Origin of the sequence: Burkholderia oklahomensis C6786, from assembly GCF_000959365.1 — a bacterium.
GTDB lineage: Bacteria > Pseudomonadota > Gammaproteobacteria > Burkholderiales > Burkholderiaceae > Burkholderia > Burkholderia oklahomensis.
The window spans coordinates 2,244,876-2,266,460 of sequence record NZ_CP009555.1 but is presented as its reverse complement, the minus strand read 5'-3'; the positions used below and the strand labels follow the sequence as shown (position 1 = coordinate 2,266,460).

General features: G+C 60.1%; 22 protein-coding genes. 6 read left to right on the top strand and 16 right to left on the bottom strand.

From position 1 onward, the window contains the following. Nucleotide 1: 1 nt before the first annotated feature. The 8 genes from BG90_RS10225 to BG90_RS36115 all read right to left on the bottom strand — a co-directional run bounded on the left by BG90_RS10225 (nt 2) and on the right by BG90_RS36115 (nt 10,045). Nucleotides 2–3,139: a type I restriction endonuclease subunit R gene (locus BG90_RS10225; protein ID WP_010117117.1), complete on the bottom strand. Its 3,138-nt coding sequence runs from the start codon at nt 3,137–3,139 to the stop codon at nt 2–4. Next, nucleotides 3,136–4,476: a restriction endonuclease subunit S gene (locus BG90_RS10220; protein ID WP_081469845.1), complete on the bottom strand. Its 1,341-nt coding sequence runs from the start codon at nt 4,474–4,476 to the stop codon at nt 3,136–3,138. The genes BG90_RS10225 and BG90_RS10220 overlap by 4 nt, the downstream gene beginning before the upstream one ends. Continuing rightward, nucleotides 4,466–6,052, bottom strand: coding sequence for a type I restriction-modification system subunit M (locus BG90_RS10215; protein ID WP_010117119.1), 1,587 nt, complete (start codon nt 6,050–6,052; stop codon nt 4,466–4,468). The genes BG90_RS10220 and BG90_RS10215 overlap by 11 nt, the downstream gene beginning before the upstream one ends. Before the next feature lie 263 nt (nt 6,053–6,315). Further along, nucleotides 6,316–6,822, bottom strand: coding sequence for a hypothetical protein (locus BG90_RS10210; protein ID WP_010117120.1), 507 nt, complete (start codon nt 6,820–6,822; stop codon nt 6,316–6,318). Nucleotides 6,823–7,009: 187 nt separating this feature from the next. Next, nucleotides 7,010–7,813: a hypothetical protein gene (locus BG90_RS10205; protein ID WP_124072253.1), complete on the bottom strand. Its 804-nt coding sequence runs from the start codon at nt 7,811–7,813 to the stop codon at nt 7,010–7,012. Nucleotides 7,814–7,946: 133 nt separating this feature from the next. After that, nucleotides 7,947–8,741, bottom strand: coding sequence for a HesA/MoeB/ThiF family protein (locus BG90_RS10200; RefSeq protein ID WP_010117122.1), 795 nt, complete (start codon nt 8,739–8,741; stop codon nt 7,947–7,949). 495 nt (nt 8,742–9,236) lie between these two features. Further along, nucleotides 9,237–9,590, bottom strand: a complete 354-nt coding sequence (locus tag BG90_RS10195; protein WP_038802014.1) for a hypothetical protein — start codon at nt 9,588–9,590, stop codon at nt 9,237–9,239. Continuing rightward, nucleotides 9,587–10,045, bottom strand: coding sequence for a hypothetical protein (locus BG90_RS36115; protein WP_157135631.1), 459 nt, complete (start codon nt 10,043–10,045; stop codon nt 9,587–9,589). Before BG90_RS36115 ends, BG90_RS10195 begins: the two co-directional genes overlap by 4 nt. A gap of 118 nt (nt 10,046–10,163) precedes the next feature. Between BG90_RS36115 and BG90_RS10185 the strand changes: the two genes are divergently transcribed. Then, nucleotides 10,164–10,532, top strand: a complete 369-nt coding sequence (locus tag BG90_RS10185; protein ID WP_025990006.1) for a hypothetical protein — start codon at nt 10,164–10,166, stop codon at nt 10,530–10,532. Nucleotides 10,533–10,667: 135 nt separating this feature from the next. Here the strand turns inward: BG90_RS10185 and BG90_RS34965 are convergent, their stop codons facing one another. Genes BG90_RS34965 through BG90_RS10175 form a run of 3 tightly spaced genes read right to left on the bottom strand, consistent with a single transcriptional unit; the run spans nt 10,668 to nt 12,330 of the window. After that, on the bottom strand, nt 10,668–10,850 hold the full coding sequence (locus tag BG90_RS34965) for a hypothetical protein (RefSeq protein WP_124072252.1): 183 nt from the start codon (nt 10,848–10,850) through the stop codon (nt 10,668–10,670). Then, on the bottom strand, nt 10,851–11,912 hold the full coding sequence (locus BG90_RS10180) for a serine/threonine-protein kinase (protein ID WP_235363849.1): 1,062 nt from the start codon (nt 11,910–11,912) through the stop codon (nt 10,851–10,853). After that, nucleotides 11,872–12,330, bottom strand: coding sequence for a hypothetical protein (locus BG90_RS10175; RefSeq protein WP_025990007.1), 459 nt, complete (start codon nt 12,328–12,330; stop codon nt 11,872–11,874). Before BG90_RS10175 ends, BG90_RS10180 begins: the two co-directional genes overlap by 41 nt. Nucleotides 12,331–12,598: 268 nt before the next feature. Here BG90_RS10175 and BG90_RS10170 point away from each other — a divergent pair, with 268 nt between their 5' ends. Beyond that, nucleotides 12,599–13,459 carry an AAA family ATPase gene (locus BG90_RS10170; RefSeq protein ID WP_010117130.1) on the top strand — a complete coding sequence of 287 codons (861 nt, stop codon included), beginning with the start codon at nt 12,599–12,601 and terminating at the stop codon, nt 13,457–13,459. A gap of 102 nt (nt 13,460–13,561) precedes the next feature. Next, the gene (locus BG90_RS10165; RefSeq protein WP_010117131.1) at nt 13,562–14,443 is read left to right on the top strand and encodes a replication initiation protein; all 882 of its coding nucleotides are present in this window, start codon (nt 13,562–13,564) and stop codon (nt 14,441–14,443) included. A gap of 1,049 nt (nt 14,444–15,492) precedes the next feature. On the opposite strand, the gene BG90_RS10160 is transcribed toward BG90_RS10165, so the two are convergent. After that, entirely contained in the window at nt 15,493–15,795 is a 303-nt protein-coding gene (locus BG90_RS10160; RefSeq protein ID WP_010117133.1) for a helix-turn-helix domain-containing protein, read from the bottom strand. Nucleotides 15,796–15,969: 174 nt separating this feature from the next. On the opposite strand from BG90_RS10160, the gene BG90_RS10155 reads away from it, so the two are divergent. Together BG90_RS10155 and BG90_RS10150 are read left to right on the top strand one after the other, a co-directional pair. After that, nucleotides 15,970–17,025 carry a hypothetical protein gene (locus BG90_RS10155; protein WP_010117134.1) on the top strand — a complete coding sequence of 352 codons (1,056 nt, stop codon included), beginning with the start codon at nt 15,970–15,972 and terminating at the stop codon, nt 17,023–17,025. Between the two features lie 128 nt (nt 17,026–17,153). After that, on the top strand, nt 17,154–18,362 hold the full coding sequence (locus tag BG90_RS10150; protein WP_010117135.1) for a hypothetical protein: 1,209 nt from the start codon (nt 17,154–17,156) through the stop codon (nt 18,360–18,362). Between the two features lie 69 nt (nt 18,363–18,431). On the opposite strand, the gene BG90_RS10145 is transcribed toward BG90_RS10150, so the two are convergent. The 3 genes from BG90_RS10145 to BG90_RS10140 form a co-directional block, all read right to left on the bottom strand. Further along, the gene (locus tag BG90_RS10145) at nt 18,432–18,806 is read right to left on the bottom strand and encodes a hypothetical protein (RefSeq protein ID WP_124072251.1); all 375 of its coding nucleotides are present in this window, start codon (nt 18,804–18,806) and stop codon (nt 18,432–18,434) included. Between the two features lie 188 nt (nt 18,807–18,994). Continuing rightward, the gene (locus BG90_RS34955; RefSeq protein ID WP_010117138.1) at nt 18,995–19,180 is read right to left on the bottom strand and encodes a hypothetical protein; all 186 of its coding nucleotides are present in this window, start codon (nt 19,178–19,180) and stop codon (nt 18,995–18,997) included. Between the two features lie 284 nt (nt 19,181–19,464). Next, nucleotides 19,465–19,821 (bottom strand): DUF7673 family protein, encoded by a 357-nt coding sequence (locus BG90_RS10140; protein WP_010117140.1) that lies wholly within the window; start codon nt 19,819–19,821, stop codon nt 19,465–19,467. 391 nt (nt 19,822–20,212) lie between these two features. Here BG90_RS10140 and BG90_RS10135 point away from each other — a divergent pair, with 391 nt between their 5' ends. Continuing rightward, nucleotides 20,213–20,584 (top strand): hypothetical protein, encoded by a 372-nt coding sequence (locus tag BG90_RS10135; protein WP_010117141.1) that lies wholly within the window; start codon nt 20,213–20,215, stop codon nt 20,582–20,584. 14 nt (nt 20,585–20,598) lie between these two features. On the opposite strand, the gene BG90_RS10130 is transcribed toward BG90_RS10135, so the two are convergent. Beyond that, on the bottom strand, nt 20,599–21,213 hold the full coding sequence (locus tag BG90_RS10130; RefSeq protein WP_010117142.1) for a M48 family metalloprotease: 615 nt from the start codon (nt 21,211–21,213) through the stop codon (nt 20,599–20,601). Nucleotides 21,214–21,585: the final 372 nt, after the last annotated feature.

The window sequence follows — 21,585 nt, the reverse complement described above, 5'->3', positions numbered from 1 at the left end:
GTCAGGCAACGGCCCACTCGGCGGACAGCGACTCGGCCTGCTGCAGCACGGTATCCGTCGCTTCCTCCTGCCGGTCGGGCGGGTACTTGTAGCGTTTAAGCAGCGTCTTGACCATCACCCGCAGCTTCGCCCGCACGGTTTCCCGCTTCGCCCAGTCCACCGTCACCGAGCTGCGCAGCCGGACCACCAGTTCGACCGCGATTTTCTTCAGGGTTTCGTCGCCGAGTTCGCGCACCGCCGCCTCGTTGGTCGCGAGCGCGTCGTAGAACGCCATCTCGTCCGGGCTCAGACCCAGGCGCATGCCCTGCTGGGCTGCCTCCTGGAACTGCTTCGCCATTTCGATGAGCTCCTCGATGACCTGCGCCGTCTCGACCGCCCGGTTACGGTAGCGTGTCAGGCTTTGCTGCAGCAGCTCCGAGAACTTCGCACCCTGCACGACGTTGGTCTTGAAGCGCGCCTTGATTTCGCCCTTCAGCAGCCGTTCCAGCAGTTCGACCGCGAGGTTGCGTTCCTTCATGTGGCGCACGTCTTCGAGAAACTCGTCGGACAGCACGCCGATGTCCGGCCGCTTCAGGCCTGCCGCTGCGAATATGTCGATGACTTCGGCACTCACCACCGCGCGACTGATAATCTGCCGCAGCGCGTGTTCCTTCTGCTCATCGGCCAGCGCCCTGTCCGCGCCACCGTGCTTGGTCAGCGCCGCCTTCACGGCCTGCAGGAAGGCCAGCTCATCGCGATACTGGAGCGCTTCATCGAGCGTGCAGCACAGCGCAAAGGCCTTGCTCGCTGCAAGCACGGTGTCGGCAAAGCGCTTCTTGCCGTCGTCGAGACCGAGCACATGGTCCGCCACGGCGGGCAGCAGTTGCCAGGCTCTGGAGCGGAACTCGTCGTAGGCGACGCCGTGCAGCATGGTGTGCAGCACGTCCATCTGCTCCTGGAGAACGGCCAGGGCATCATGCGCATCGATGGTCGGCTTGCCCCGCCCGTGAGCCTGGGTGTAGGTGGCCAGCGCCGCCTTCAGCTCGTTGGCGATACCGATGTAATCGACCACCAGCCCGCCGGGCTTGTCCCTGAAGACCCGGTTCACGCGCGCGATGGCCTGCATCAGGTTGTGGCCGCGCATCGGCTTGTCCGCATACATCGTGTGCATGCAAGGCGCATCGAAGCCGGTCAGCCACATGTCGCGCACGATGACAAGCCTGAACGGGTCGGCCGGATTCTTGTAACGCGTTTCGAGGCGCTTGCGCACCTCCTTCGGATAGATGTGCGGCTTCAGGAGCGCCTTGTCGGACGCAGAGCCCGTCATCACTATCTTGACGGCCCCCTGCGTCGGGTCGTCACTGTGCCAGTCCGGCCGCAGCGCGACGATGGCGTTGTACAGATGCACGCAGATGTCGCGGCTCATCGCGACAATCATGGCCTTCCCGTCCATCACGGACTGCCGGCTCTCGAAGTGCCCGACGATATCGGCGGCAATCTTCTGGATGCGGGGCGGTGCACCGACGAGCTGCTCCAGCGCGGCCCAGCGGCGGAGCTTCGCCACCCGGGCTTCGTCGGTTTCCTCGTCCTCGGTCAGTTCCTCCACTTCGCTGTCCAGCAACGAGACGTCGACCTCCTTCAGCTCCAGACTGGCGAGCCGGCTCTCGTAATAGATGGGCACGGTCGCGCCATCCTTCACGGCCTGTTCGATGTCGTAGATGTGGACATAATCGCCGAACACGGCGCGTGTGTCGCGGTCATCCAGCGAGACCGGCGTGCCGGTAAAGGCCACGAATGTGGCACCGGGCAGTGCATCGCGCAGGTACTGGGCATAGCCATAGCGCACGGCAGTGGCGCCGGCCGGGTCCGACTGCCCGGCCTTGTCGTTTTCGACCAGGCGCGCGTCGAAGCCGTACTGGCTGCGGTGCGCCTCGTCGCAGATGACCACGATGTTGCGCCGGTCAGACAGCACAGGGAACGTATCCTCGTCCGCGCCAGGCGTAAATTTCTGGATGGTGGTGAAGACAATGCCGCCGGACGGCCGGTTGGCCAGCAGGCGTCGCAGTTCGGGGCGGGTGTCGGCCTGCACCGGCGTTTCGCGCAGCAGTTCGCTGGCACCCGCAAACACGCCGAAGAGCTGGTTGTCGAGGTCGTTGCGGTCGGTGACAACCAGCAGCGTCGGGTTACCCATGCCTTCGTGCGCCATCAGCGCACCGGCGAGACAGGTCATCTCGATACTCTTGCCGGCCCCCTGGGTGTGCCAGACCACCCCGCCCTTGCGCGAACCGCCCGGTGCAGAGGCCTTCAGTACGCTCTCCACGACGGCGCGCACCGCGTGGAACTGGTGATAGCCGGCAACCTTCTTCACGAGTTCGCCTTCGTCCTCGAACAGGACGAAATGGTGCAGGTAGTCGAGCAGCAGGTCACGCTGGAAGAGGCCCAGCGTCAGCGTTTCCAGCTCGCGCATCGTGCCGAGCGGGTCAGTCGTGACGCCATCGATGGTGCGCCAGGCCATGAAGCGTTCGCGGCTTGCAGTCAGCGAACCCATGCGGGCGCTCGTGCCATCGGAAATGACCTGCAGCGCATTGGCGAAAAACAGGTCGGGGATGTCCTGCTGGTAGGTCTGAAGCTGGTTCCAGGCCGCCCAGATGTCGGCGTCCTGGTCGCCTGGATTCTTCAGCTCGACCACGACCAGCGGCAGGCCATTGACGAACAGCACCAGGTCCGGCCGGCGCGGCCGCTTGGCGCCCTGCACCGACAGCTGATTGACGGCTAGCCAGTCATTGCCGGCGACGTCCGAAAAATCGACCAGACGCACCCGGTCGCCACGAGTCTCGCCGTCTTTCTGGAACTCGACCGGCACGCCGTCGACCAGCCAGCGGTAGAGCTGACGGTTCGCGTTAACGAGACCCGGCACGTTGGAATTGAGGACGTGGCGTAGTGCATCGTCGCGCGCCCCCGCCGGGATGTCCGGATTGAGGCGTGCGATGGCGTCAGCGAGCCGGCGGCGCAGCACCACGTCGCGGTAACTGTCGCGTTCGGTGCCAGGCGTTTTCCCGTCCGGCGGCGAGATGTCGGCGCCGTGCACGGTCTGCCAGCCAAGGTCGGTCAGCCACTCAAGCATGGCTTGCTCGACGACGTCCTCGGAAATGCCTCTCACGCGAACGTCTCGTTCAATTGCGCCTCGGCTTCTGCGGAGCGAAGCTTGCCGGAGATGAGGCGAGGAAGAAGCGCGTCGCGCAGCTTGGAGAGTGTTCGTGCGTTCTGCTTTCCCGCGACGATTCGCTCGTACAGCGGCTCGGATATAGCAGAAAATGCGGATGCGACATCGGGTGGCGGGACCACAATTCTGAACCGGTCAATGTCTCCCTTCCCGAGATGGATAACGGTCGTTGCCGTTTCAGTCGCCTCGATATGAGCCAACGGCGCAGCTATGGCACACCGCACAAACGCAGCCGAGTGACCGTTCACCGGTTTGAACACGCAAATTCGCTGATTCATCCATGCCTCCTCGCCGCCCCAAAGGTACGCACGGAACTCGCCATCCATGCCCACGACAATGTCTCCGGGCCGAAGCCTGTAGCCCTTGGGGTGAACCTCTGGTGTCCAGACGCCTGGCGCTTCATCTTTCAGGTCCCGAATACGGACAAGCGGTAGTCCGTCGCCTTCAGAGTTGAAAAGCTTGGATGCGAACGGAGCTCCGTAGGTCACCTGAGCTACCTCATACACGTCACCAACTTTCCATCCCTTCGGAATCCGCCCCATCGCTGATTCATGAAATTCCGCAGGAAACAGCTTCGCCACAGCCGCGTCCATGCATTCGGGCTCGCGACCTCCTACTTTTGCCCGTACCGGGTCGAAATCGATGAACCAGCTCTTGAAGAGCGCCTGTGCAATAGATTCGAGGGTGGCGTTGGTTTGGCGAAGGAGCTCAATGCGCCCATTTAAGGCCGCCGCGAGGTCAGCTATGCCCTGTTGTATATCGAGAGGCGGAAGCGGAACATTAAATGATTCTATGTGCCCCTTCGTTATTGCTCGGCGACTGCCTCCTGCGTTGAACGATTCGATATAGGCCTTCGAGTCTTGCAAAGCGAGCCAAGCCGCAAGGTACCCCGAATGACAGAGCGTACTGTCTGTGCGAATCAGCATAACGTGCTGGTTCACACAAGCCGGAAGCACGTGTGACGGTACAAGGCACCCACGTCCGAACGTGACCCCGTCGCCGGTGATATTCAACAGAACATCACCATCCTGCAGCTCGGCACCCGCCAAATCTTTGGCTTGCTGGTCGCTGATGTTCGCGAGACCTGCTTCATCGAAACGATGGTCAAAGACGTTTTGGCTACGGACCAACGCATACCGTGCCCTCGATTCGAGATAGCTTTCCGCGCCTCCTTTTGGAGTCGCACCGGAGCGAATCTTTATAGCGATAGACTTAAGTGCAACAGTCGGCCAAGAGCTTTCACCGTCTGTATCAGTCTGCAACTCAGACCGCATAACCCATCCCTCCGAGCTTTTCCCGAATCACCGCATCAAGCTCCGTGCCCTTCGCCATCTGCTCGGCGAGCACCGAGGTCAAGCGCTCCATCTTCTCGTTGAACGCCTCGTCATCATTCTCGGCTTCCTCGGCTCCGACGTAGCGACCAGGCGTCAGCACATGCCCATGCTCAGCAATCTCGGCCAACTTCACGGCCCGGCAGAAGCCCGGTACATCGGTATACAGTTCGTCGGCACTGTCCTCGCCATCAGCCCGCCAGCGGTGCACAGTCGCTGCAATACGCGCAATGTCTTCGTCGTCGAACACGCGAACCACGCGGGTTTCCATCCGACCGAGCTTGCGCGCGTCAATAAACAGCATTTCGTTGCGCCGGTCGCGCCCGCGTTTGCCCCCTGGCACCGCCCCGCCGCTCTTGTCCTTGGCCAAGAACCACAAACACGCCGGAATTGTAGTGTTGAAGAAAAGTTGCGGCGGTAGCGCCACCATCACGTCCACCACGTCGGCGTCGACCATCGCACGGCGGATATCGCCCTCGCTGTTCTGGTTGGTGCTCATGCTGCCGTTGGCCAGCACCACGCCGGCCTGCCCGCGCGGGCTCAGGTGGTGGACGATGTGCTGCAACCAGGCGTAATTCGCATTGGCCGCCGGCGGCGACCCATATGACCAGCGGCGGTCTTCGGTCAGCCGTTCCCCGCCCCAGTCGCTAATGTTGAATGGCGGATTCGCAAGCACATAGTCGGCGCGCAGGTCCGGGTGTTGGTCACGGTGAAAGGTGTCCGCCGGCTCCTTGCCGAGGTCAGCCGCAAAGCCCCGGATGGCCAGGTTCATTGCCACCAGCCGCCAGGTCGTCGGATTCGCCTCCTGGCCGTAAATACTGATATCGTCCGCCTTGCCGCCGTGCGCCTCGATGAACTTTTCACTCTGTACGAACATGCCGCCCGAACCGCAGCACGGGTCATAGACGCGTCCCTGGTGCGGCGCAAGAACCTCGACCAGCACCTTCACCACGGACGCCGGCGTGTAGAACTGGCCGCCCTTCTTGCCCTCGGCGGTGGCGAACTGGCCCAGAAAATACTCGTACACCTCGCCGAGCAGGTCTTTTGCACGGTGGCCCTCGCCGAACCCGACGGTGGAAATCAGGTCCACCAGTTCACCAAGGCGGCCCGGTTCGAGCTGAGTACGTCCGAAACGCTTGTCGAGAATGCCCTTCAGCCGTGGATTGTCAGCCTCAATGGCTTCCAGCGCGGCATCGATGCGCGCGCCGATGTCAGCCTGTTTCGCCTGCGCCCGCAGCGTCTCCCAGCGAGCCGATGCCGGCACCCAGAAGACGTTGGCCATGGTGTAGTAATCGCGCTCTTCGAGCGCCTCTGCATGGTCGGCCGCGTCGGGCAGATAAAGGTCGTCGTTCCCGTCAGCGAACGCGGCGGCAAGCTGTACGCGGCGCTCGTCGAACGCATCCGAAATGTATTTGAGAAAAATGAGGCCGAGCACGATGTGCTTGTATTCGGCGGCATCCATTGAGGAGCGCAGCTTGTCGGCGGCGGCCCAAAGGGTTTTCTTGAGGTCCTGATTCATGCGGCGCGATGGTTGCCCGGTCGTCTAATAAAGGCTCAATGATAATCGCCCGCACGCACCCGGTCACTGCAACTTTTACCGCATCTAGCGGCACTTACCTCAGCCAGGAGCGGTCGTAGCACTCGCTGCCGCCGCTTAAGGCATCGATGGAGACAAGGCTGCAATCTCACGATTGAGCCCTCGTCTGGCATCGGCCGGCCCCGAGCACCCCTGAAGAGCTGGGCTCGCCGACTCGCGGCACACGCAGACATGGCGTCTCAACATCAGCCGTAGATGCCTCCTTTAATGCTGTCGTGTCCAAACGAAAACTCGCGCTTCACCAGCGCGAGTTTCAAATCAATTGACGACGGGCACCCCGCGGCCGGGTTTGTCTGTTCCTCTGCAATCAGCGACAGCAATCCCCGCCTCCTTGCCATCGCCGCCATTTGCCGCACAATCGCAAATTCCCTGGCGTTGACCTCGAGTGTCATGAAAAATCGGCCGGTCGATGCCTCTCGCCAGAATCTCAGGCCGCCCGGAGTGTGCGGGTAGCTGCCCTGTGCGAGCTCGAGGCTGCTCTCCTGCTGCGCCATCCAGTCATGCGGCTCGACAAGGCGTCCCCCCTCCACCTCGTCCAAACCCAGGTCGCCGGCCCATTCATCCTCCGTCGCGTAGGCAACAGGAAAAAAAAGGCCACGCGGCGTAAAGGCAAAATAGCCCGCCACATTGACCTCCGCCGCGACGACCCAGTCCATCGACATCAGCTCCTCTACCGCATCCATCACCAGCATGACCTGTCCTCCAGAATGATTGGTTGAAAGCGTGCTGCCTGCAGCCCGCCTCCTTTGTATAGTCACGCGGGAAGACGCCCCGACCCGTGATGATTACCAGCCTCGACGTGAACAGCCGAAATGCCTTGCTGACTCATGCAACTGCCGCACGCCCGGCTCGCCGCAATGGTCGGGGCGAGCATCAGCTTCAGGCGCGCGGGCCCTCATCAGTCATCGCATCGACCTTGGTCCCAACGTTCGAAAATCCGTGGCCGTCCCGGGCGGCGATTAGGTGCAGCAAGGTCTGCGGCGGCGACGCATAGACCGGCATCCTCGTCATGATGGGCAGCGACGATGACGACGGCAGCTGCGGCAGCGACGGGTTAAATTTGTTCCAGGTCTTCGCGGCCTCCCACGTCAGGCGCGCAACCTGCGCACGTACACCCGCGAACATGGGCAGCGCGCGGAGGCGCTCCAGTTGGGCGGCATGTGCCGCCCTGTCGCGCATTTTTGCGCGCTCAACCAGAATTGCCTCGTACGCGCGGAATTCAGCAGGAGCGAGGCGCCAGGACCAGGTTTCGTCGGTACCGGTTTCCGTTGTGCCCAAATGAAAGCGTTTTTGCATCCGGAACAGCTCATACCGGCCCCACCTGAGGTTTTCGCCGCGCGTGCGCACATCGCGCACCGGTCCGGGCAACGCCGCAGCGCGGTCGAGCAATCCATGCCTGCCACGCGTTGACATGAGAACCCAGCGTATCTGCCCATCGCCAGGCAACGCGATGATGTGTACGGACGCCTCCCCGCGCCCCTTGTAGTACGCACGCTGATGGGCCAGGCGGGTCACATGAAAGTGCGTGTCGAGTTTCCTTGCCAGACGCAACAGATGCTCAGGCAACACGTCGTCGCCGGTCCAGGCTATGTGTCCGGACTGAGCGTACAGCATCATTAGCTGCATCGCCGCCGTGTTGTTTCGGGGGATTCGTACCCGCGCAAGCGTTTCCAGGTCTGACATCGGTTGCTTCCTCGGAGTTGTTTATCCGTATAGCAACCGATGTCAATGCGATAAGAGACCAGTCCAGGCGTACGAATGAACTGGGAGTTGAGAACCAAAAGCGCAAGTGCCAGCACCCCCTCCCGTCTGCAACTCAGAAGATGTCGCCTACACCTTCGGTGCCGACAAAGTGTTCGCACGGGACGCCCTCGAGATACTGGAGCCGGTTGCTCGGGGCAAGAACGTTGCGGTTCCCGTCGTACTCGATATAGATTGCCGGCGTCGTTTCGGCGTTCCAAGGCGTATACAGCGACATGAACACGCCTACCGACGTCGAGGCGAGTACGCCGTTCGGCCACACGACCTGCGGCCGGCCGCCGGCGGCGCCGTACCGCGCTTGCTCGGCCGCCAGTTTCGCCTCGGTGACGAATCCCATGCAGCGCATGCATGGCCGAGAGGGCAACGAAGTGATGACCTGTCCGGTTATGAAATAGCGGCCTTCCTCATCGTGAACATCCATCCCGACGTCGATGTACGGAATGGCATAGCGTCTCGCGAAACGCTCGAGTTGTTCGCGAGCCGTTATGGAGTCGACGCACCCGAAAATTACGTCGCATCGCTTCAGCTCGTCCGGCACTTCCTGCCACGGCCTGGCGAAACCACGAACGGCGACCTTACTGTTGACCGGTCGCAGTTTGCGCTCGACAACATGCACCTTGTACTCTTCGTCGTCCGCCTCCTGCTCCGTCAGCCCCACCATGCGGTTTGTATTCGTGTCGTCGGCACGGTCGGGGTCGATGAGTAGAAGGTTACCGATGCCAATATGCGCCAACTGCTGCGACACATGCGAGCCACCACCGCACAGCCCAATGACGGCGGCGGAGGCCGCCTGCAGGCGCTCGTCCGACCCCTGACCCAGAAAGCTCTGCCTGCTGTGTCGATTGCTCATGATGTACTCCTTGTTTGTTCGAAACCGCAGCGATGCAGAGCCGTGCAGCAGTCGGTTGTTCGGATTCAAGCGGGTCCCATACATGCGCGCGCGCATCGTCATAACTCAGCACGACGGCGCCGTGCGGTAGCTCTGGACGAACGGTGAGAAAGTCAGGGACAAAGCGCGCATTCTCCCTGCGGTCAACTGGGCTGAAATTCGGCGTGCCCCGATGGTCGTGTCGATGCACGTGAAAGACGCTCAGCGGCTCCGCGTGAGCGCGCATCATCAGTCGCCGAAAGGCCGCTCCGGAAACTGACGCACCTACGGTGGGGTCGTCGATGTACTCGCCGTCGGCAACCGCCTCGTATTGCATCGCGGTCAGTTGCCAAGCGTCGTTGACGCGTGACGAACGACAAGTGATAAAGCCGACCCGCTCCCCAGCAAATGGATGGGTCCGGTGCAAATCTTCGTGAATCTGTTTGAGCAGTTCCTCCGGAATGGTGATGTTGGCCGTCATCGCAGCGCTCGCAGGTGAGCCAACAGCATATCCATCAGCGGGAGGTCTGACGACACCCCAGTCCAGGACCAGGTGTACCAGGTCTTTCCAGCGATGATTTCGCACGTCCAGTTTGCAGCCTTGTCACGAATCATGTGCCGCTCGGCGATTTGCTGTGTCAGATACAGGCGGGTGGGATATCCCCCCGGCCCGCCCGCCGGCAATAAAAGCGCATCGAGGATATATTCGCGCTCTCCGACCTCGATATGCAGGGCCGGCAACATCACGAACTTCTTTGTGCCGTCGACCACGACCCTGGCGTCGGGATAGACGGCTTGAAGGGCCGCCACGCGTGCAGGTTCGAGGCTCATGACGAGCTGCCCTGCTTGACATGGCTGACGAAGACCTCTCCGGCATGCACGTGAATGGTCTGGTCATCCGCCAACTCTTCAAACTTTCCTGGCCCCAGCACACGGTCGAGCAGACGGTCGGCCGCAACGCCGACCGCCGCCTTGAACACTGCGACCACGTAGGCGCCTTCTTTCACTCGCACCTTGCGATTGTCAACGGTGACCTCGACCAGGTGCGCGTGTTCACCTTCGTGCGGATGCTTGTGATGCTGGTGCCCGGCATGCTTCGGCGCTTCCGCCTCCTCGATTTTTACGTCGATGATTTCGACGCCGCCATCCGGGAGCGGCACCTCAGCCCGAATCTCAAGTTCGCGAACGACGCCGGAGTCAGAAGACTGTCGGTGGACGTCGCCACCCATAGCCGGGGACACCCCCTGGAATTCGTCGCTCTTCCCTACCGTACCTGCAGGTTTCATGGTAACTCCGTGCGAAGTTGCTAAACTGTTATAAATTGCTCTTGAGCAATTTCAGGACCAATCATATGACTTGCTCTTTGGCGTGTCAATTGCTTTTGAGCAATTTCTCGAGGATGTCATGACGGAAGAAAACGAACGGTCGTTCGATAACGATGCGTTCTATCGTGCTTTGGCGGCCACGGTGGACGCGCGCGAAATTACGTGGAAACAGGCCAGTCAGGAAACGGGAGTCAGTCCGACCACTTTGACGAGGATGGCGAAAGGCCGTAAGCCCGACGGCGCCAGCCTCGCCGTACTGGCAACGTGGGCCGGACTAGACCTCTCCACCTTTGTGAAGCTGGCCGCGAAAGCGCCTAAGGGCGAGCCGCTGGCGCTGGCAACTGCTCATCTTCGAGCAGACCCCAACCTCAGCGATAGCTCAAAGGACGCACTGGAGGAAATGATGAAGGCCGCCTACATCAGCCTTAGAAGGAAGGACAAGAAGTAAGGAAACGAGCCATTAAGACGGGAAAAACGCCCGGTTCGGTGCTGGGGACTAACGTCGACGAAGGGCGTGGTTCTCGATAATTCGCGGCACCACGCGGCCAGGCGGCTGCGCGGTGCTTGTCTCGGGTACTTTCCTTCAGCTTGCCCGTTTGGCGGGCAACTTCCAGTGCACGTAACCGGCCGCATCGATGAACTCAATCGCACGATGCGGACGCTCTTCAACGCGGGGAGCGACCACTTTTGCAGCGGACGGCGTCTGCGGAGACGCCAGTTTCGCCCGAGTGAGATAGGACGACCTTTGATTCTTGACAGTAGTCATTCAGTACTCCTTCAAGAACTTCCGTATGGTCTTTTCATCGATTTTCGCCGCACAAAAATCTTTGAGCTTCGATACCGTCTTCTCCGTGCGTCTGGTTGCAGTCGACTCTCCGCTACCCGTCACTGTCAATGTGAACTCCCGGCCATCGACCGACTTGGTCCATTCCCGGCCGCCGTCCGGGTAGACCTCGTACTGCCAGTCCAGTTCGTTGCCTTCGATACTCCCTAGGGCGTTGGATACCTCGATGATTGCGCCATATCGCGCATTGACATCAACGCTGAGGCACTTCTTCACAAGCGTTCGAAGTGGATTGGGGATGTGCGCCGGAAACGTCGACCGGTCCGGAAAAGCTCCCTTCTGCACTGCGGCGGAAAAGTCCGCAAACGACTTGAACTGCTTCAACGGTTCGTAAAAGGCGTCATTGCCACAGCACATTCTGTATAGCGTAAGACCAACCTGGTAGATATCGAATGCGACCGAATGTTCCGACTCGACCAGCGCCTCTGGCGGAATGTTCTTCACGTAACTGACCGGAGGCTCGGCCTTACCGTCCACTCGCATCCGCTGCGCGAGTCCGAAATCCGACAGAAGCGCTTCGTTGCGGCTCGATAGCAGAATGTTGTCGGGCTTGATATCGAAGTGAATCAGCTTCTTCGAATGAATGTTGTGCAACCCGCTGAGAAACTGGATACCGTACCTGACGATTTCCCGGACAGTCAGGAACCGTTGTTCGAGCAGCCCATTGAGCGAGCCGTTCGGGTAATACGGCATCGCGAGGTAGATATGGTCCGTGTCCTCGCACGCGTAATGGATTGGCACCACGTTGGCGTGGTCCCCCATGTAGAGGATGCTCGCCTCACGATAGTAATCTGCCGCATCTTTAATCGACGACTTCGTGATTCGCTTTATTGCGAGCTGGGCATCCATTTGAATATCGTGCGCGCGAAAAACGGTCGAGTTCTTGCCTTCGGAACCAATCTCGTCACCGAGCTTGAAGCACAACTGTGCCTGCGTATCCGCCTTAAGCATGTGCAGCCCCAATCGCTGCAACGATAGCCTCACGCTCTTCCTTGCTGTGCTTCATCCAGTTTTCTACCGCCGGATAGTCCGCATCCCCGTCAAGATGGGACTTAAGCTGCGTGCGCGGCATGCCCAGTTTGGCAGCAATATTTGCAATCCGGCCGCAAAAGTAGCCTTCGACGTCGCTGCTTGCAAACGCCTCCTGGATTACGCCTTCGAGCTCGATTCGCTCAATGGACGGATTCTGCGCATTTCCTTCACTGACCCGGATGCCAGCTCGTGTCACGTCGTACTCACGGATAACATCAAGGATAGTGCTACGCACGAACTTCAGCTGCTCCGGCGTATCCATGGCTTTGGGAACCGTGACTTCCTCGACGTTGAGGATTTCCGATTCTGACGCGTCGTAGACTACGAAGGTCACCTGTTTTGGCGCAACGCGTATTCCAATAGTTCGCATTCTGTCCCCTCGGTGCGGTGTCGGCAGGACGGCTCATCTCTTTCGACAGTCGGGCATACATACCAGACAGGCCGACACCGGGCGGCACGAAGTATAGCGGAACCCAAACGCCCCTCTCCAGCAATCGGCGGGATTACTCGATGTCCGATACGGCATAACGGCCAATTCACTCCGAACCTGAGTCACCTGTCCGCGCAAATTGTAACAATTTGTATCGCGCTAAGTTTTCGTCCCTATACGGTGTTTCCACTCAACACAGGAACACCCTATGAGCCTGACGCCGCTCGACCTCAACTGGGCGCTTACCGCCGCACTGCCACCACTCGATTTCGTCCTTCCCGGCCTGCCTCCCGAGACGCTTGGCTTGCTGGTCGCGCCAGGCGCGACCGGCAAATCACACCTTGCCCTCGACATGGGTCTTTCACTCGCGCTTGGCAGGACAGTCGCGGGCGGCCTGTTCCCTGCGCAAAAGCCGGGTCGCGTCGTTGTACTGGCCGGTGAGGAATGCCCGCGCCTGCTCGCCGAGCGCCTGCGCAATCACCTTCGCCACGACGAACAAAGCGACCCGCGTCTATACGACAACCTCGTTCTGCTTCCGATGGCCGGTCAATCCTGCCTTCTGCTCGATGACGGAAAGCCAACCAGCTTATTTTCTGAATTGAAGGCAATTGGCGGCGGCGCCCGCCTCATCATCGTGGACCCTTTGCGGCGCATGCACAATGGCGACGAAAACGACAGCGGCCTGATGACAGCGCTCGTAGTCGCCATGGAACAGCTCGCAGCGGCTACGGGCGCCGCTGTCCTTGCACTTCACCATTCAAACCGCTCATCCGCCGCCTCTGACGCCAGCGCACAGCACGCAGCGCGCGGTTCGTCCGCTCTTGTCGACGGTGCGCGCTGGCAAGTCAACCTGTCGCGAATGGACGAGAAGACAGCCCAAAGCCGGCATCTCTCGGAGTCAGAGCGCGCGCTTTACGTCGCGCTTGACTTCGCCAAGACAAATTACCTTCCCCCGCGCCCACGCTGCTGGCTAAAGCGGCACCCTGGAGGTCGGCTCATGCTCGACTCCGCCGCGCCCGTCGCGGTCATGAACCCCGTTAAACGGGACGCTCGCGCCCTCTCAAAGTAAAGGAGACGCCCCGGCTCGTGCCAAGGACATACTTCGGGCGACTTCGTAGGACCAGGACAGCAACAGACAATCAAATAACGCACTGCCGGGGCGATAGCCCCGATGGATACATCCGCCATTTTCCTGGACCGCCTGCCGCACCGTCCATATTGCACGAACGAGCTCGACAAAGGCCTGGTGGTTCGACCGGCAGCCACGGCGCTCACCCATCGGTTCATTCAACCGAACGCACCGCTCGAAATCACGTGGCTCGTATTCGACGTCGACAAGAAAGACGCCGCCTACCTCTGGGAGTTGAGAAATCTGCCCGCCCCCACGATAGCAGTAACCAATCGCGTCAACAGACACGCGCACCTTTTCTACGGGCTGACCACGCCAATCGTGAAAAGCGCCGCCGCGAGGGATGCGCCTCTCCGATATGCGGCGGCGGTGCAGGCCGCCTTTTGCGCCAAGCTTCCGTCTGACCTCGGATACAGTCACCTTATAGCCAAGAATCCGTTTCACTCGCACTGGCAGACCATCTGGCATCATCGCCTTTACGAACTTGGCGAACTGGCAGAATACGTCAATCTTCGAAAGAGCCCTGTCCGGCTCGACGCCCCGCTAGTCGGACTCGGCAGAAACTGCACGCTTTTCGATGAAGTGCGCACATGGGCTTATCAGTGGACTCGCGAATACAAGCGCAACGGCGCGTCCCCGACGGAATGGGCTACGGCCTTATTAGGAAAGGCCGAGAGCCTGAATACGTTCGAGGTGCCATTGCCGTATAGCGAAGTCAAATCCATCGCCCGCAGCATCGCCAGGTGGACCTGGCGGCGCTTCACCGACGAGGCATTCTCGGCCATCCAGGCAGCACGCGGACAGCGCGGCGGCCGACCGCGCACCACAACCCGGAACGGTCAGCCGTGGGTCACAGCGGGAATCAGCCGCGCCACGTACTATCGCCGGCTCAAAGCCACCGCCGGCCAGTTCGAGCTATGCTAGAGGCTGCTCTTGCACGCAGAATGAGGAAGCCCCATGCATGCGGAGGACCGCCTGCCGACGTCGGAACTGCTCGCCCGCTGGAGGGCGTTGCAGAACGGCGACCTGGCAATCGAAACCAACTGGTACTAGCTCAACGAGCGGGGCGACATCGTTGTCACTCCACCTCCGACAAACAGGCATCAGGCGATTGCCGGCAACATTGCATTTCAGTTGTCCCGCCAGTTGGGGCCGTTGGCGGTGCAGTCAGTTCCTGCCGTGACGTCGGCGGGCATACTTGTTCCCGATGTTGCCTGGATGCCGGAGGACCGCTGAAGCGCAGCGCTTGAATGCGGCGACGACCCGCTGCCGTTTTCGCCAAACATTTGTGTAGAGGTGTTGTCGCCGTGCAATCACCACCTCGAGATGTTCCGCAAAATCCGGGCGTACATTGAAGGCGGGTCCAAGGAGGTAATCCTTGTCGGCATGCAGGGCGAGGTACGTTTCTGGCGCCATGAAGGAGAGTCGTCGACTTCCAGTTTGGGACTTTCTTTAGTCGTCAACCAATCGCTGGTATCTGCCTCTGAAAAAAATTGGTTCAGCGGGCCTCGCTGAGGCTCGTTTTTCCTTGTCGGAAGCTATCGGTTTTCCCGTCGCTCAGGTGGACACCGCCTGATAAAGAAATGCTGTCCGGCATGCTTCCATGCCTTCGGCTCAGTTCAACCGGGCCTCAACATACAGAATATCGCCTTTCGTTTGGCTAGCCGCATACAGGCCCTTGCTGCAGGTCTGAGTGTTACCACTATCTTAATTATCTGCCACACCGCCAACGTAGCCCGTCGCATCTGAGACAAAACCCATATCAGATAGCAGCGGATAAGTGCCCGCTGACGGCGGGCACTCCGCTTCCGTGCGGTCATAATTTTTTTTGGGGCTTGACTGAGGCGCCCTCAGTCTCCACGGGACGTGGCTTCAGCAGTGGGTGAACAACAATCTCAAGAGCTTCAGCCCACTTCGTCCCGTCGCACCTGAGACAAAACCCATATCAGATAGCAGCGGATAGGTGGCCGCCGTCAGCGGGCACCCCGCTTCCGTGGGGTCATAGCTTTTTGGGGCTTAACTGAGCCACCCTCAGTCTCGGCGGAACGCGGCTTCAGCAATAAGTGAACGTCAGTCTCGAGCGCATCGGCCAACTTCGTGAGGTTGTCCAATGAAATGTTCACGATGGTCCGCTCGACCTGGCTGACATACGTCCGGTGCAGGCCCGCCTCATCGGCGAGCTTCTCCTGCGACAGCCCACGCTGCTGCCGTTGGTCACGCAGGTTCGCAGCGAGTCGCGCACGTACGGCGGCCGCAGTATTCGGAGAGATTGCCATGCCGGGCACTCTCCGAAATTGAGCATCAAACGTCTACAGCCATTACATCTACAGATTTTACATCTACAGCCGATATATCTACCATTGATAGCCGCCCGGTGGCTCCAGCAACATTCGGCGTGCGTCCGGGGGCGTGAGCAACGAGCAATCAACAAGAAAATCACCGTCAAATCAATGAAAAGTACTTCACTTCTCACCAGGCTTCGCCCTTCGGCGGCAATCATCTTTTACGGTGCCGCCTTACTGGCGGGCTGTTCCACAGTCAACAGTTCCGGCAGCGCTCCGGTCGGGTCGTCCGGTGCTACCGAGAAATTTCAGGCCATCGCATTCTGGCCGCATACCGACGGCCTCTATGTCCTGCTCGAGCAGCAGCCAGCAGGCAACTGGAAGGTCGAGGATTTGAACGGCTCGCCCTTGTATGCGCAGAACGACCGGCAGGAGGTACTGCGGGTCCACCGCCTGGCGGGCCCCTCAAGCCCATTGCAGATTTCGCTCGCACATCCGGCCGTCGAGAATATCGCCGAGCAGCGTTCATTCGGCGGCTTTGACCATACTGGCAACGGCATGTGCAACCCCATATGGAGGGGCAACGTCAGAGTCACCAACGGCTGCGCAAGCCGACTCGTTCGCCCACGCGGGGCAGATGTCGCTGACGCCGTCGCGGACACCGTGACGTTGGGCGCCGCTGCTCGGCCTGGCGCGGGGGGTACGATTCGCTACGAGATTGACCCAGACGCCATCCGGGACCTCGTTGCCCATTCAGACCTGTTCGATGCAATGCGTCGTGGGCAGGACTTCCAGAACGCACGGCGCGAACGCGAATATGAAGCGCGCTGGCTCGCCTGCGTACAGCGAAATACGACCGAGTGCTATGACACGTTCGTGCAGCTATACGGCGGCTACCTGAGCTCTGGAATGTATGACCCGAAGGGTTACACCGCCCGAGCGCGTGATATCGCATTGACCCGTATGAACGCCAACAAGGCCCTTATCGAGCAAAGGGCGGCTGCCCTGCGGCGCTCGTTGCGCCCGGGTTCCGAAACGAATTTTGGCCGTGTTCTCGAGGTCAGAGGCACGTCGGTTGAAGTGGCAGTTGCGCTTCCAGGTATCGGCAACGCACAGTGGGTACCCATCGAGTACATCTATCCGCCCGGCTATGCATCCGCCGAATTCTTCGGCGGGCAGCCGCAACGGCCGGTGCTCGACAAGCGCCTCGTCTACGGCGAATAACGCCTCACTGGCGACAATCCGCACCACGCGACGATGGACGGTCGAGCGCGGCGGCCCTAAGTAAACTGTGCCAAGGTCGTGTCCTTGTCCGTCGCCCATCAGACAATATGCGCAACTAGAACAATTCCATGAAACTGAATTCGCTGACTGCCGCGCGCACTACGCAAATAAAAAACAGGTTCTTCGCGCTAGGCGCGTGCACCATATCGGCTGCAATGGTCGCCGGTTGCGCGACAACATACACAGTCGACGATGGGCGTAAGCTGGACGATGCCCTGACGACGCAGGTGCGCAACTACGTGGTGGGCGAACAGGCACTGCGCCCGGCAGTGAACGCTTCGGCCGCGCTGCACGACCCGGATTGCTCAAAGACATGGGAGGTCCCGTTCGAGGCCGCGACGTCGTATGGCGAAAGCGATTCGAACATGCGGGTAGCCTTGGTCCGCGTCGCCGGCATTGACGAGCACCTGCGCGTAATCGCAACAACGCCGGGCTTTCCGATTCAACCCGGCGCAATCATTTCGGAGCTGGATGGCTACAAATCCGACAACGCAATGAAGATGATTAGGGAGCTCAGCGAGCTTCGGGAAGACGGGAAACCGTTCAACCTGAAGACGGCGGCCGGCGAAAGCGTCACCGTTACACCCGTCCAGGCGTGTCGCGGACATCTGTCTTTGTTCAATCCTGGAAAGCACGGGAACGACCAGTACTACCACTGGGACGTTGTGCTTTTCCCTGACGAAGTCGGTGCGGTGAATCTGACGCCGGCTGAGGCAGAGTGGATTGTCCTTTGGACGCAGGGTCTGTCGGAAGAAGGCGGCGGCCGAATGAAGACCTACTCATACACGGTGGAGGCGGCCAAGATGTTGGCAGGGTCCATTCTTTCGGGGGCAACGATGGGCGCAGGCGGCGCAGCAGGTAACGCAGCCGCTGCGGCGGGCGCTTCGCTGGCCAGCGCATTCTCCCATATCGCCGCCGCCGAGGCTCCGGGCATTATTGCCCAGGCCACTGCAAAAGCAACGGCGAACGCTGCCACCCTGCACGGGGTCAACTGGGTCGCTTCGACTGTTTTTGACCGGGCGGACAAGTGGGCATTCGAGCGGATGAGCAAGCTCGGCATGGACCCCCGCACTGGCCTTGAACTGCAACTGCGGCTAGTACAGGCCGGCGCAGTACATAACGGCCTGCTCTTCGACGAACACCGGCTCGAGCAAATTAATCAACTGGTTGCATCCCTACCCGAGAATCCGCAAGAGCCAACGGCACAGAACCATCACGCTACAGCCGATATGACGCAAGCTGGAACAAAGGACGTGGCTGCGGCCTCTGCCCAATAGCAACCAAGAATGGCGGCGGCCCTGCAAATGCCGCAGCCATGCTCCGCTAACGGCCACCAGACCACCGACCTAATCGAACGTCGACGACGGATAGTCTGCTACGGAGAAGCCCGTCATGACGTCAATACCATTGACCGTCATGTTTCCGGTCACCGGATGTATTCCAATTTCCGACCCGACTGTATGTCCCGCCACCTCGGGTATCTCGTCACCGTCTCCCGCCACGACCACAATGCGACCGGTTCTCACGAGGTAGGCGAACGTCACCATATACGCCATGAAGGTACTACCAGCCCACAGGAATGCCTGCCAATAACGCACCGACTGGACGAAAGCAGGAAGGGTTGCCGGATGGTCGTTGAACCACGCAATGCATATCGTACCGAGCAGCGGTAGCACGCCGACAGGGACAGCCACGATTGCGACCCGTCGCAGCATGTTCACGGCGACCTCCTTTTTCGTTTTTTTGATTGCTCTTGTCGACTATATGCGTGCTCGCGTGCTGCAGCAAGCCGTCCAGCCAAAAAGTTGCCTCCCGGGGAGGGAGGCAATAAGGCGGCGTTGAGCCGCACGGACGTATCTCCATCACGTCCGCGAATTCACTTCGTTATCGAACACTCGCCGGAAGCGCATCAGACCACATGAGGGAGCCTGCTCAGGTCCTCGCATGGAACAGCAAGCGCCATGCGAACCTTATGGCCCTTGAGCTCAGGAATGTGCTCAAGGCGCGCGATAGCGTCATCGAGATAGTCGGCGTGAACGCCAATCACGCGGTACTCGGGGTCCTCGTGTGTCGTGGTTACCAAATATGAGTTCATGATTAATTGTCCTTGTCTGGTTATCGGCGACCGAAAAAAACCGGTCAGCTTATTACGTATAGTCACCGCCTCGATGCCTTGAAAAGTGCGCGCAGACGCCCCACCGTGTACCCGGCGAAAAACGCGAGGACGATAACGAGCACCACTTCGGTGTACGACCACTTGACCATAACTGCTCCAGTGAAATGCGGCGGCGGAGAAAGCCGGCCACATGATGTATAGGAATAGCTGGCGAAGGTTCGAAACACAGACCCACGCCGGCACCGACTTCGGGCGAGGCGCGACTAGGCCTTCTTGGGCCGTCGCCTCGGCAACATGCCAAATCTCTCCATCAGGTCCAAGACGGGTGCGGGGCCAGCTGAGCCAAAAATGTAGTACAGGTCAAAGCCGCGAGGCTGGCCCTGCCTGAACCACTGCATCACAGCGATTACATCGTCGAAGTGCGCATCGTCGATTCGACGGCAGAGCAGATACGCATCAGGACACGCGAATTGGGCGTTGTGCAGACTGACCAGAAATGCGGCGATGGGTCTGGTGCTGCCCCCCTGATGCCGGCATGCTTCAAATAGCCGCCACGCGGCCTGGGCGCCGGGAATATCGGCGAATGCTTCGCAGAGCGGCGGGGTTTGCGTTTTTTTCATATTGCGTTTTTCATCTCAGTGTTGGGATGAAAAATATAGGGACCATTTTTATTCGGACCGGGGTATGCGGCGTTATTCCCTGGACGCCCCGGCGGACCGCCTGACACTCGCAACAGAAATCGACAAAGGGACAGAACATGCGTACAATCTCTCCCCCGCTCGAAAAACACAACAAGGAAACAAGATGGGCACCGTAATCGAACTCGCTGCGTTCAGACGCGTAAAGGCATTTCCTCCTACGGCTCCCAACGCTGTGCGGCCGTTGTCCGTACAGACTGCAAAACCTCGTCCATCTGCCACCACCCTATCGCCCGACGACCGGTGGAACGCACTCTCGCGACCCGTGAGGTTCAAACCCGGAGCAGCGATTAGCAGCCGCACGCGAGAGGCCGTGCTCCAACTGCTGGATTTTGAGTTTCCGAACGACATCGTGGTCGATGACGACGGGCGTGAGTACCTGTGGTACGTCGCCGAGCACGAACGGGCACGCGCCTATTTCAGGCTATTCGGGTACGACATCGACTTGCTCGAGGATGCCGATGCCATGCATGCCCTGTGGCTCCGTCTGGATGGATATGGCCTGTACGTTAAAAAATACCTAGAAGACCCTGTCTGGTTCTGCGAGTTTATGACCTGCGGTATGCCTGCGGTCTGGTACCGGTACATCAAGGCAGTTGCGCGACAGGACCACGCACAAGCCGCCCGTCTCTCCTACCTCGTGGACATCGACCCATTCACACGGCCGACTCCAAACGCTGACTGAGCTGTGCGGAGCGTCTAGTTGCGGACCGTGCTCAGCCCGAGCGCCGACAGGCGCTCATCTGCTGTCGGGTGCTGCGGGTCTGGCGTGAGATGCAGGAGCGCGGTGTGGGCGCCAGCGCTGGCGTCAAACCCAGCCTTGGCCGCGAGCACGAAACCATACCGGTCAGCCTCGAACTCCTCCCGCCGATATAGCGGCCATTCCTGGCTTGCGTAACGGACCACCTGCGTCCAGCGCGTAACGTCTCCACCGGCGTCGGCTATGAGTGCTGCGTAGCGCTGCGGCAGGTGCCCAAGCACGACATGCCCCATCTCGTGGGCAAAGACAAATCCGAGTTCGTCGTCATTGCTGTCGTCGATAAAATCCTTGGAGACCAAGATGCGGTTGCCCAAAAGCGCCATAACGGGCCAGCCGACATTCGGATACGAAAAAACAATGACGCGCCAAGGACCATTGCCCAAAGCAGCGGCCAAGCGGTTCGCGATGCTCTCTGCCCGCTCGACATCGGGGTCTTCCGGAGCAATCGCGACCTTTGACAGCGCGCGCCATGTGTCATCGCAATACTGACCTGCGATGAAGAGGGCGTTGCTTGCGTTGCCGCTGACATCCGCCCTGGCCGGCATGGTCAGCATTGCGGTGGCGAGCGCGACACAACACGTGAGTGGCTTCACTATCGTTGGACTTTTTCTTTAGTTTTAAGTCGAGCCTTGGGGACACACGGCTGGTCCGAACACCATGCGGCGCGACCGGCGCCATGGCAGCAGTGCCTTGATGTTAACAAGTTGAGAGCGTGGACAGGCGACCCTTAGGTAACAAAATTTCACGCCGCGCATGTGGACGTCGATTAATTGTGTCTACGCCGCTGGCTGAACCTGTCTACGGCCGTTTCTCCCTGTAAATCAATACGCTAGCATTGCTTCCATCTGAGGCGAGCATGGTCAGAGATTGCAGCGCCCCTTGCAAGTGTCCTTTGCGTACCGACAAAGAAGCTGCAAGCGTCGGGT